The following is a 12965-nucleotide window of genomic DNA, read 5'->3' as shown; positions in this document are numbered from 1 at the left end:
ACATTAAAATTTCTAATCTATGTCACAAATAAACGAAAACGCCATTAAAACGCCGGGAGTTTATGTAAATGAAATTCCCTCGTTCCCGCCTTCCATAGCACAGGTTGCTACTGCCATACCTGCGTTTATAGGCTACACGCAAATTGCCCAGGACATGCGTGGAAATGATCTTACCAACAAGCCAACACGTATTACCTCCATGCTGGAGTATGAGCTGTATTTTGGTAAAGCACAGCCGGAAACTAATATTGTTATCAACTACGATCAAACCACTATTGGAAAAACGACTACAGACACTATTTCTATTGAGTTTGATGGCAACAAATCAAAACATAACATGCATTCGGCCGTTCGTTTCTTTTATGCAAATGGCGGAGGCCCCTGTTATATTGTATCGGTAGGGCCATACACCGATATTGACAGCGGCGGGCTTGATCTTACAGACTTCTACGATCCCGGAACCGGCAACGGTTTGGAAGCGCTTGCCAAAGAAGACGAACCCACTTTAATTGTTTTCCCTGAAGGGCAAAGCATGCCGGAAAACAGTTATTATTCTTTGCTTAACCAGGCGTTGGCGCAATGCGGAAATTTGCAGGACAGGTTTTGTATAATGGATGTTTATGATACCGGTGAATCTTTAGTTACCAATAGTGACGTAACCACAGCTATTTCCAATTTCAGGAATGGATTTGCTTCTGAAAGCAATAACTATGGCGCTGTTTATTTTCCGAACCTGAAAACAACTTACGCTTATGATTATGATCCGTCATCAACCATTGTTAATCACACGGTTGATGGCGCTGCAGGCCCGCTCGACGGCCATTCGCTTGCCGAAATAGGCACATTGCCTGCACCTGCATCTCCGCCGGATTCACCTCCTGCACCGCCGTCTTATTACAGCCTGAGTGCGTACAATGCCATTAAGCAGGCATTAAGTTCACAGTTTCCTGTTGTATTGCCGCCATCACCGGGCGTTGCAGGTGTATATGCTTCTGTTGATGCATCCCGCGGTGTATGGAAAGCGCCGGCAAATGTTGGATTAAAAGATGTATTCGCCACCACATTCCAAATTTCAGATGAGGTGCAGGGCGATATGAATATTGATGCTACTTCAGGCAAATCTGTAAACGCCATACGTGCTTTTACCGGCAAAGGCATTTTGGTTTGGGGTGCCCGTACCCTGGATGGTAACAGCAACGATTTCAGGTATATTTCTGTACGCCGTTTTTATATAATGGTGGAAGAATCTGCTAAGAAAGCAGCCAATGTATTTGTATTTGAACCGAATGATGGCAACACCTGGGTTAAGGTACGCGCTATGATTGAAAATTATCTTACCAATTTATGGCGGCTTGGCGCTTTGGCTGGCTCAAAACCAGAACAGGCATTTTATGTAAAAGTAGGGCTTGGCCAAACCATGACGTTTGATGATATTCTTAACGGCCGCATGATAGTGGAAATAGGCATGGCGCCCGTTCGCCCTGCAGAATTTATCATACTCCGTTTTTCACAAATACAACAACAGGCTTAATTAATGATTTAAAAAATCTTTCAAATAAAAATTAATCTATGGCAAACTATCCACTGCCCAAATTTCACTTCCAGGTAGAATGGGGCGGAACCAAAATAGGTTTTACAGATGTGAGCGGACTTGATATAACCAATGATATTATTGAATACCGCGACGGCGCAAGCCCAGAATATCATAAAATAAAAATGCCGGGACAGCGCAAATTCAGCAACATTGTTTTGAAACGTGGCATATTTAAATCAGACAATGAGTTTTATAACTGGTTCAACACAATCAATATGAATACAGTTGAACGCCGCGATATAACTATAAGCCTGCTGGATGAAACACTCAATCCTGTAATTGTGTGGAAGGTGAAGAATGCATGGCCAACAAAAGTTACCTCAACCGATCTTAAGGCGGATGGTAATGATGTGGCAATAGAACAACTCGATCTTGCGCACGAAGGGTTAACCATACAAAACGATTAATGCATGTTTGAATATCCTTTTGTTGGATTTCATTTTCTGGTGGTATTTGAAATCTTTCCGCAGGTGCCAAACGATTTTCGTTTCCAGGAAGTAACAGGGTTATCGGTTGATATAAACCTTGATACTTATAACGAAGGCGGCGAAAACAGGTTTGTGCACCGTCTTCCCGGAAGAACAAAATACGCTGACCTTGTTTTGAAACGCGGAATGACGCTTGTTTCAGGCGTTACAGCCTGGTGCATTGATGCTATTCAGAATTTCAATTACCAGCCAACAAACATGTTGATATCGCTTTTAAATGAAGATCACTTGCCGGTATCATCGTGGTATATAAAGAATGCGATTCCCATCAAATATGATATTTCAGGCTTTAATGCAGAACAAAATCATATAGTAATTGAATCGCTGACCTTACGGTATGAATATTACACTACGCTTAACCTTTCAGCAGCCGTAACAGCAGGTATCAGCGCTGTTGGTGATTTACTCGGGGGCGGAAGCGCAAGTGTAAGCATATCTGTACCATAATAATTTAAGCAGGGATTTTATAACGTACAAACTTCAGGCATGCCTATTGAAATTCGTGAACTGCAAATTAAAGTTGCCGTTCAGCAAACACCTCCTTCACAACAGGGAACAAGCAGTGCTTCTTCCTCCCCGGCAGCAGATAACGATGCTATTGTAGCGGCCTGCGTGGAACAGGTGCTTGAAATTTTAGAACGAAAAAATGAACGCTGATGAGCCTTGGCCAGTTACAGAAAATGACGCTTGTTGCTTATACAGATAACACCTTTCAAACAAAGGTGCCTGGCCTGCTTCCTTACGAGGTTTTAATAAACCCCGAAAGCTATACGATAACGTATGGCACAGCAAGCACAGATCAAACGGCGCAGGGCAGCAGCGAGACGCAAAGTGCATTTCGTAACAGGCTTGCGCAAACATTAAGCTTTAAATTTTTGTTTGATGGCACAGGTGTTATTAAAAAAGATGAAGGCTTATTGTCGGGGCTTGCATCCGGACTGGCTATACCAGGCTTGAATGCCAATCCGCCTGATGTGGCACAAATGCTTTCTGATTTTAAGAAAGTGGTGTACGATTATAACAGTGAAACGCACGAGCCGCCATATGTGCAACTGCAATGGGGCTTGCTGTTGTATAACTGCAAGCTGAAAACAATGACCATCAATTTTAAATTGTTTAAGCCTGATGGCTCACCATTGCGTGCTGAAGCAGATTGCAGCTTTGAAGGGGTTATTGATGAAAAGAAACTGGCCGGAATTGAAAACAGGCAGTCACCCGATCTTACACACATACGCACCGTGCAGGAAGGAGATACTTTATCGCTCATGTGTTACCGCGAATATGGCGACAGTAAATATTACTACCAGGTTGCGCAGTTTAATAATTTAATTGATTTTAAAAATTTAAAAACGGGAGCGAAGTTATTGTTCCCGCCATTAGCCAATAATTAAGCAATGCCTTTAAGCCAATCATTGCCGGGTACGCAGCAAACAGATCTTGTAACTTTTACGTTGAAAGTTAACGGAGCTCCTTTAAGCACGCAGTACCAGGTTGCATCCATTTCTGTATCAAAGGAAGTGAATAAAATCCCCTGGGCAAAGCTGGTAATATTTGATGGCAATGCATCCGATCAGGATTTTGCCGTAAGTAATGAAGCCACATTTGTTCCCGGAACAGAAATAGAAATTAATGCGGGTTATCATTCAGATGAAACGCTTATTTACAAAGGCATTATCCTTAAACATAGTTTGAAAATACGAAACGACCGCTCACCGATGCTGATGCTGGAATGCCGCGATAAAGCTGTTGCCATGACGGTGGCGAGAAAGAACAAATATTTTAATGATACAACAGACAGCGATGCTGTTGAAACGATTGCCGGCACTTACCAGCTTGATACAGACATAGAATCAACCAGTGTGCAGCATGAAGTCATTGTTCAATACAATTGTACCGACTGGGATTTTATTGTATCGCGCATGGAAGCAAATGGTAAACTATGTTTTATTGATGGCGGAAAACTTACAACAAAAAAACCCGATTTTTCTTCGGCAACTGTGCTTGATGCTGTATTTGGCGCTACAATATTTGAGTTTGATGCCGATCTTGATGCACGCAATCAATATCAAAGCCTGAAGGCAAAAACATGGGATTATTCAAACCAGGCTGTAACGTCTGTTGATGCGGCAGAGCCCGGCTTTGAAGAAAATGGAAATATTCCAAGCAGCGATCTTGGTAACGTTTTAAAGATCGCTGAATATGATTTGTTTTCAGGAGAAGATATTACGGAAACCGAACTGCAAAGCCTTGCCGACGGGCGTTTGCTTAAAGCCCGCATGTCGCGCCTGAGAGGGCGCGTACGTTTCAGAGGCTATGGGCAAATAAATCCGGGTGATTTAATAAATATTGGTGGAGTGGGAGAGCGGTTTAACGGTAAAGTGTTTGTATCAGGCGTTCGGCATGAAATAGTAAACGGCGTTTGGACAACCGATGTTCAGTTTGGCTTAACCAATGAACCATTTACCAATCAGCCGGAAGTAAATGCACCGCCTGCAGCCAACATGCTGCCCGCCATACAGGGTTTACAGATTGGCGTAGTTACTGATCTTGAAAATGATCCAAACAGCCAGGACAGAATCCGTGTGCGCCTGCCGATTATTGATGCCAATGAAGATGGTGTTTGGAGCAGGATTGCCTGTTTGGATGCAGGCAATAACCGCGGTACTTTCTTCAGGCCGGAAATAGGCGATGAAGTGATTGTTGGTTTTTTGAATAACGATCCGCGCAATCCGGTTGTGCTGGGCATGGTTAATAGCAGTTCAAAACCGGCGCCGTTACAAGCTGCCAATGCCAACAATGAAAAAGGATATGTTTCGCGCAGCGGCATGAAAATGATATTTAACGATGATGAAAAATCTTTAAAAATAGAAACGCCTGCCGGTAAAAAAATTACTATAAGTGAGTCTGATAATATAATGAAGTTTGAAGACGAGAACGGTAATAAAATTTCAATGGAGCAAACTGCGGTGAGTATTGAAAGCGCAGCCAATATGAGCCTGAAAGCAGGTGGCGATTTAAAAATAGAAGCCGTGAATATAACGCTTGCTCCTTCTGCTAATTTTTCGATGAGTGCAGGGGGCGCATCGCTTAGTGCAGGCAGCGGCAGCGCTAAAATGTCGGCACCATCCGTTACGGTTGAAGGATCAGGCACAACTACAATAAAAGGCGGTGTGGTGATGATTAATTAAAAGTTCACAAATTAACGAGGAAACCGCTGCCATAAATTACATCAGTACAAGGGAGTGATCCGCCGGGTGGACTGCCATGAAATATAAATAAAAAAGACAGCGTAGCTGGCTTGAAAAACACAAATTTAAACCTATGGCTTTAGCTGCGAGAATTTCTGATATGCATGTTTGCCCCATGTTTAACGGGCCATCGCCGCATGTAGGCGGGCCGGTACTTCCGCCGGGGGCACCCACGGTTTTAATTGGCGGTTTGCCTGCGGCCTGTGTTGGCGATATGTGCGTATGCGCCGGGCCACCAGATAGTATTGTAAAAGGCTCTGCTACAGTTTTAATTGGCGGCAAACCTGCCGCAAGAATGGGCGATACAACTGCACACGGAGGAACGATTGTGGTGGGTTGTCCAACCGTAATTATAGGAGGTTAATATGAACACATCTTTTCTTGGTACAGGCTGGAGCTTTCCGCCGGCATTTAATAACGCTGCCGGAACAGTAGAGTTAACAAGCGATGAACTGGATATACAGCGCAGCCTGCAAATATTGCTGGCTACAAAAAAAGGCGAACGTGTAATGCAGCCCGATTATGGCTGCAACCTCGACGAAATGGTGTTTGAGCCAATGACGACAACATTTAAAACCTACATCAGGGAAATGATACGCACGGCAATTATTTACTATGAAGCGCGTATAAACCTGAACAATGTTGCGGTCGATGACAGCCGGCAAACGGAGGGTGTGATTGTTATTGCGCTTGATTACACCATAAGAACCACCAACTCGAGATTCAATTTTGTTTATCCTTATTACATGAACGAAGGAACTGAATTAAGCTAATGGCAAATACCTGTTTAGATAATAACCTTTTGGCATACAGCGGCACCAGTCAGTTGCAGCGTATATTGGATGCATTGGCTGCCAGCTATGCACCGGTTGACGAAAGAACGCCTGCTGATCTTATTTTGTTTGCTAAAAATTATGCTGCTTACTTAAATTATTACGCGGTCAATAATGAAATTGATGGAGACTGGCAGCCTTTTATGGGTAATGATCCGGCTGTAATAATTGCGGCGATCACTAACTGGAAAACAAAAGATTTTATTCCATATACGGATTATGTAACCGCCACGCTGCAATCAGAAACAAACAATACAGATGCACAAAACCTCTTTAAAACATTATTCGATTTTGCATTTACTTTAGCCACGCATCTCGATAATTATTTGTTTAAGTTAACCAATGATATTCCATTTAAAGGGTATTTAAGTATTGCTATCGCATCAAATCTTTCATTGCCATTAAATGCTTTATGGCAATACTATAATGATTTTAAAGCAAGCGGATTAAATCTTATTAATGAAAGTGTTGATTATGTTGACCCGCAAATACCTGTTGATAATATTGTATTCTCAGAACAGTTTGATATAAGCGGTTTAAACAGCCCATCCTGGCAAATCGCTTCCTTTACTGCACCGGGTATTACGCTTGATACAACTGCAGATATTATTCCCAACATTGACATCATTGTTACGCATAATTTATTTACCGGAGCACTGCAGTCTTTTCTTAATGGGATCATTAAAATTGTTGCAGATGCGCCGGCATATCTCAATGACGTATTGCAGCATTACAACCAGCATCAGCCGCATTATGCTTTGTACCTGGCTTTTTTAAGGCTGTTCCAGTTTGCCCAAAACAAAGCAAACAATTATACACAGCAGCATCTTGATTTCTATTATAAAACCGTGTTGCAGTTAAGCAATGCGCCTTCTGTTCCCGATTTTGTGCATTTTTTGTTTGACCTGCAAAAAAATACGCCGGATCATATTCTTAAAAAAGGCACAGCATTTAAAGCCGGCAAAGATGATAAGAACAATGATCTCTTTTATACTTTAACCGACGATGTTGTATTGCACCAGGCAAGTGTGCAATCATTAAAATCGCTGTATCTAAACAAGAATACCTCCGGCGGTTTATACGCTTCTCCCGTTGCCAATTCTGATGATGGTAATGGTGCCAAATTATTAAGCGCCGATAACTCCTGGCCTGCGTTTGGCGATACGGGCAAAATAAGCAAGGCTAATACAGGCTTCGCTATTGCCTCCAATACTTTATATCTTAATGAAGGCGCCAGAACCATTAATATCACATTTGTTTGCCAAAGCATGAGCGGCATTGCTGTTGCCGATCTGTCGGGTATATTTAAAATTGAGTTTACCGGAAAGAAGAACTGGTACACGGCTGCATCTTATACGCCAACCATAAGCGGCAACAGCTTTACATTACAGGTTAGTTTGGATGGCGATGCGCCGCCAATTATTCCCTATTCACAAAAAATACATGGCGGCAATTTTACGCAGGCCTTACCAATGGTACAGGTAACAGTTACTAATTATAAGTCTTATCAAAAAATAAAATCACTCATTATAAATGCTGTGCAGTTAAAAGTAACAGCAACCGTAAAAGATTTAATCCTGCAGAATAATGATGGTAAAGTAAATACAGCCAAACCTTTTAAAGCTTTTGGAGAATTCCCTGAAAAAGGCGCTTCACTTATAATCGGCAATAAGGAAGTTTTTCAAAAACCGCTTACGGAATTGGTGTTGCATATTGACTGGCAGGATTTGCCGGGGTTCACTATTAATGCAAATATCAGTGCCTTAAAACAAGGCAAATGGACAGATGCCATTGATGATGATTTTGGTTTAAGAACCAGGCAGATAACCATCAACAGAAGTGTATTGAATTTTGCACCGGTCCTGGGGCTGCAATCATTTACCGCCTCATCTTCTTCGCCCTCTTTTTCTGCTTCATCTGCTGCGCAGTCTTCTTCATTATCACTAATGTCAGATACTCCGGAGTTTGAGTTTTTTGATTCAAACCCGTTTGCACAAGAGATGTTTTTTGATTTTGTAGATGAGTTTTACTTTTTTGATTATGCGCCCGCTATATCTATAAATGGTTTAGAGAAAGTGCCTGTTTCGTCAACAGATTTTACACCCAATGCAGATTACGCCATTACTTCAATTGATGGATTTATAAAAATCGTGCTGGATTCTTCCGATTACAGTCTCTCCACTTTTTTATCAAATGTTCAGAATTCCATAAAAAATACAAGCACAAAAATTACGGAAACAGATAATGGTGATGGTTCAAAAACCACTACTTATACGGTGAACCCACCTGCCAATGTTCCTTTGCCGCCGTCTCCGGTTATTAGATCGTTATACATGGATTATACGGCACAGGAAACAATTGCCTTTAATGAAAATACAACAGCCTCTTTTACTAACCGCTCTAACTTCTTCTATCATCTTGAGCCGTTTGGTTTCAGGGAAATGCATCCTTTTCTTATAACCGATACATTAAGCTTTCTGCCCGTTTTTAACCTGGAAGATGGTATAGCCAAAGATGATGGCGGTGAATTATGGATGGGATTGAGTAAAGCTGGTGCATCGCAAACTTACTCCATTTTATTCCAGGTGGCCGATGGTACATCTAACCCATTAAAACCGATGACAACCGTTAGCTGGTATTATTTATCTGCTAACAACTGGATTAAGTTTGAAAAGCTTAACGTTACAGATCAAACAAACAACCTGACCCGTTCGGGAATTGTTATCGTTAATATTCCGCACAATATTATTCCGGCAAATACACGCGCAGATAATAGCTTGTTATGGATAAAAGCCGTAGTGGATCACGATACCGATGCTGTTTGTAAATTAATAACGGTTACCACCAACGCTGCCAGGGCAACTTTTTTGCAGGATGCCTCCAGAAGTATTTTCTTTACAAAAGCATTAGCACCAAATATCATCAGCAAACCTGCAGTGGCAGATGCAGCGCTTAAAAAAACAAATCAGCCATATACTTCATTTGATGGCAAAACTGCTGAAACAAATGACCAGTTTTATATCCGCGTAAGCGAAAGGTTGAGGCATAAACAAAGGGCTGTTACCGGTTGGGATTATGAACGGCTGGTGTTACAAAATTATCCGCAGGTGCATAAAGTAAAATGCATCAACCATACAGGTTTAATTACAGATAAATCCAACAACACAACTTACAGTGAAACACTGCCCGGCCATGTAACGGTAGTAACCATTCCCGATCTGCATAACAATACTTCTGCTAATACTTTACGCCCTTATACAAGCGTTGGATTGCTTACTGAAATACAGCAATACCTTGAAAAACTTAATTCAAAATTTGTGCGGCTGCATGTTATAAACCCGCAGTTTGAAGAAGTGCAGTTTGAGTTTACGGTAAACTTTATGCCCAATCACGATGCAACAGTTTACAGCAACCAGTTAAGCATGGATATAGAACAATTTCTTACACCCTGGGCTTTTGATAACAACAGCGATATTGAGTTTGGCGGCACCATTGAAAAATCGGTTGTACTGAATTTTATTGAAGAAAGGGATTATGTGGATTATATAACCTGCTTTAAGATGAACCATATCATAAGAAGGGATGGCACAACCATACTCGAAATGTTACCTGATATTGAAACCGCCGTTGCCAGCACCGCACGTTCCATTCTTGTTTCCTATAATGACGGTGTTACACGACATATAATTACTTCACCTGCAAATTGTAATTGCTGATGGCTGATGAACTAACCATATTAAGAACGCCGCAACTCGATAACAGCCAGGATTATAATTTTCTGCGTGCAGAAGGTTTGAAGTATATTGAAGAACTCGGCAGTAAATTATGGACGGATTATAATGAGCATGATCCCGGCATTACCATACTTGAAGCTTTATGCTATGCCATAACAGAACTTGGTTATCGCTCCGCTATGCCCATGGAAAACCTACTCGCAGGTACCGATGGAAAAATGCCGGCATCACAGGCTTTTTACACAGCGAATAATATCCTCACACAATCGCCATTAACCATTAATGATTACAGGAAATTATTAATTGATGTGGATGGCATACATAACGCCTGGTTTTTTACAGATGATTTTTATACGGAAGGCAAAACAACTGTTCCGGCAGGTGAAGTAGCCATATATGCTGATTGTAAAAATGATACATTAACTTATGAACCTACATCGCAGCCTGTTTATTTATCGGGCCTGTATAAAGTGCTGGTTGATCTTGATGATGATTTGCAGTTTGGCGATTTAAACAACGGCGATATCATTATTTTAACGCCGGCTGTTACTGCTGTTGCACCTGCACACTCATTCAAGGCCGGTGCTGCAAGCCTTACCATTTCTTTTCCTGTTTGGGATGCGGATGATGTAAGCATGGATGCTTTAACCTGCGATGCCACAACTATAGCGGTTTCGGCTTTGCCTGAGATTGATGACGAACACAGCGGCTGGACCATTAAAGCTTCTTTTGCTTGCAATACAAATGCCGCTGCAAGTGTTGAAGGTTTTATTACTGTTGACCTGCAACCTGCCAACGGGAAACTTACCAAGGAAGATATTATATCTTTCTTTACAACTGCTTTTACCCGCCAGGTAATTTATTTATATGCACTGAAAATTCAAAAAGCGAAAAAAATTATTCAAACAACAAAACGTGTATTGAATGCCAACCGGAATTTATGTGAAGATTTTATAAGTGTTGATACGGTTGAAGACGAAGAAGTGGCTGTTTGCTGCGATATTGATGTGCAACCTTCCGCAGATATTGAAGCCGTACAGGCAAAAGTGTTTTATGCCATTGAAGAATACCTGAATCCAACCGTAAAATTTTACACGCTGGATGAACTTGTAAATAAAGGCAAAACAACAGATGCCATTTTCGAAGGCCCTAAATTAAAGCATGGTTTTATTGATACAGATGAATTGGAAAAAACGCAGTTAAGGCAACAGATTTATACATCAGACATCATTAACCTTTTAATGGATATTGAAGGCGTGAATGCTGTTCGCAATTTCAGACTCACCAAGTATGATAACAATGGCGAACCCGTTCCTAATCTTACAGGCAAACCCTGGTGCATGCCTGTTTCGTTATGGCATAAACCTGTGTTTTCCGAAACAAAATCAAAAATTGTTTTTTATAAAAACCAGTTTACTTATATACCATCTTTAAATGAAGTAAGGGATATATTGAAGTGGCTGCATGCATTAGGTGTGCGTAATAAATTAAATGGCCATGCATTGGATATCCCATTGCCGCAAGGTATATATATGCCTTTGGATTCATACACGTCTATACAGCAGGTTTTTCCATTAACCTATGGCATTAGTGCTGCAGGTTTGCCGCCATCTGCCACAGATGAACGAAGGGCGCAGGCAAAACAAATGAAAGCATACCTCATGTTTTACGACCAGTTGCTTGCTGACTTTTTCTCACAATTAAAGAGTGCAGGTTCATTGTTTTCAACTGATGATATCGTTCAAACCTATTATGCACAATATTTAAATGCTATTCCCGATATAGAACCTGTATATAAAAAAGCAGGTATTGATATTTTGCTCGATGAATTATTGCAACAGCAGGATTCTTCGGCAGTGCCTGCCAATAGCTGGCAAAAATTGTATGAAAGCAATGAAACTTTTCTCGACAGGCGCAACCGTTTTCTGGATCACCTGATGGCGCGTTTTGCAGAATCGTTTAATGATTATGTTATGCTTATGTATTCCCTGGATTATGAAACGCAGCAGGAATCGAAGATAGAGCCTTCGCAACTCATCAAAAACAAAACACAATTCCTTAAAGATTATCCGCAAATAAGTTATGAACGCGACAGGGCATTCAATTACTCACCTCAAAACGATGACTTCACCATTGATGCTTCAAAGCTTTGGGATACGGATAATGTTTCAGGCCTTGAGAAAAAATTATGCAGGCTTGCCGGTATTGAAAATTTCCTGCGCCGTTTTTTATATTGTACAGGCAATGCCACCATTATAACAACAGGCGATACGCCGCCAAAATACAGTTTCAGTTTTTCGAATGAAAACGGCGATACACTTACTGCTGCCGCTTTATACGATACAGAAGATGCTGCCAATGCAGCCGTATTATTATTGGTAGATTTTATGCTGCGCCAAACAAATTTTGCGGCTAAAGAAACAAGTGGCAATTGGCAAATTATTGTGGCTGATGATGATGGAAATGTAATGGCGACAAGTAATAATTTTTCTTCAGAAGCAGCAGCAAATATTGCCCTGCAGCAATTCATTAAGGAAATTGATGAAGCCTGCGACAATAACGGCCTTCATCTGCTTGAACATATCTTATTAAGGCCAAGGGTTGCTGTTGACAGTTCAACTCCATATTTGCTGGCGCCGGTATGCCTTGATAAGAATTGTGATTTTTGCGGTGAGCAGGATCCCTATTCATTCAGGATGACGATTGTGTTGCCTTACTGGCCGGCCCATGTGCGCAGTATGGCTTTCCGCGAATATTTTGAAGATATTGTGCGCCGCGAATCGCCCGCCCACACAGCGGTGAAAGTGTGTTGGTTAAGTAATACATCAATGTACGATTTTGAAACGGCTTATAAAAACTGGATAACGGCAATCGCCAATTATTCAATCAATCAAACAGATATAACAATAAGAGAAGATTTACAAAAAGCAAATGATGCTTTGGTAAATCTTGTGTTCCATTTACATAGTGAATATCCTGTAGCAACATTGCATGATTGCAATGAAAGCACTAATGAAAACCCGGTTGTTTTGGGTAAAACCATATTGGGATCTTTTAAAAACTAATTT

At 41.2% G+C, this 12965-nt stretch carries 10 protein-coding genes; all 10 read left to right on the top strand.

Annotated elements, in window-relative coordinates; genetic code table 11:
- The first annotated feature begins 19 nt into the window (after positions 1-19).
- The 10 genes from ACTHN6_RS07775 to ACTHN6_RS07730 all read left to right on the top strand — a co-directional run bounded on the left by ACTHN6_RS07775 (position 20) and on the right by ACTHN6_RS07730 (position 12962).
- Positions 20-1531 (top strand): phage tail sheath family protein, encoded by a 1512-nt coding sequence (locus ACTHN6_RS07775; RefSeq protein ID WP_440435175.1) that lies wholly within the window; start codon positions 20-22, stop codon positions 1529-1531.
- Between the two features lie 38 nt (positions 1532-1569).
- Entirely contained in the window at positions 1570-2001 is a 432-nt protein-coding gene (locus tag ACTHN6_RS07770; protein ID WP_440435174.1) for a phage tail protein, read from the top strand.
- Between the two features lie 3 nt (positions 2002-2004).
- Positions 2005-2529 (top strand): phage tail protein, encoded by a 525-nt coding sequence (locus tag ACTHN6_RS07765; RefSeq protein ID WP_440435173.1) that lies wholly within the window; start codon positions 2005-2007, stop codon positions 2527-2529.
- Between the two features lie 39 nt (positions 2530-2568).
- Entirely contained in the window at positions 2569-2739 is a 171-nt protein-coding gene (locus ACTHN6_RS07760) for a DUF5908 family protein (RefSeq protein ID WP_440435172.1), read from the top strand.
- Positions 2739-3473, top strand: coding sequence for a CIS tube protein (locus ACTHN6_RS07755; protein ID WP_440435171.1), 735 nt, complete (start codon positions 2739-2741; stop codon positions 3471-3473). The genes ACTHN6_RS07760 and ACTHN6_RS07755 overlap by 1 nt, the downstream gene beginning before the upstream one ends.
- A gap of 3 nt (positions 3474-3476) precedes the next feature.
- On the top strand, positions 3477-5270 hold the full coding sequence (gene vgrG / locus ACTHN6_RS07750) for a type VI secretion system tip protein VgrG (RefSeq protein ID WP_440435170.1): 1794 nt from the start codon (positions 3477-3479) through the stop codon (positions 5268-5270).
- Positions 5271-5403: 133 nt separating this feature from the next.
- Positions 5404-5694, top strand: coding sequence for a PAAR domain-containing protein (locus ACTHN6_RS07745; protein ID WP_440435169.1), 291 nt, complete (start codon positions 5404-5406; stop codon positions 5692-5694).
- Position 5695: 1 nt separating this feature from the next.
- Positions 5696-6103 (top strand): GPW/gp25 family protein, encoded by a 408-nt coding sequence (locus tag ACTHN6_RS07740; protein ID WP_440435168.1) that lies wholly within the window; start codon positions 5696-5698, stop codon positions 6101-6103.
- Entirely contained in the window at positions 6103-9879 is a 3777-nt protein-coding gene (locus tag ACTHN6_RS07735; protein WP_440435167.1) for a hypothetical protein, read from the top strand. The genes ACTHN6_RS07740 and ACTHN6_RS07735 overlap by 1 nt, the downstream gene beginning before the upstream one ends.
- A complete protein-coding gene (locus ACTHN6_RS07730) occupies positions 9879-12962 on the top strand; it encodes a hypothetical protein (protein ID WP_440435166.1) in 3084 nt (1027 codons plus the stop codon). The genes ACTHN6_RS07735 and ACTHN6_RS07730 overlap by 1 nt, the downstream gene beginning before the upstream one ends.
- The last annotated feature ends 3 nt before the right edge of the window (positions 12963-12965 follow it).

Origin of the sequence: Parafilimonas sp. (genome assembly GCF_051953455.1) — a bacterium.
GTDB lineage: Bacteria > Bacteroidota > Bacteroidia > Chitinophagales > Chitinophagaceae > Parafilimonas.
Note: the sequence above shows the minus strand (reverse complement) of the source record. Positions and strands in the feature narration are given on the sequence as shown.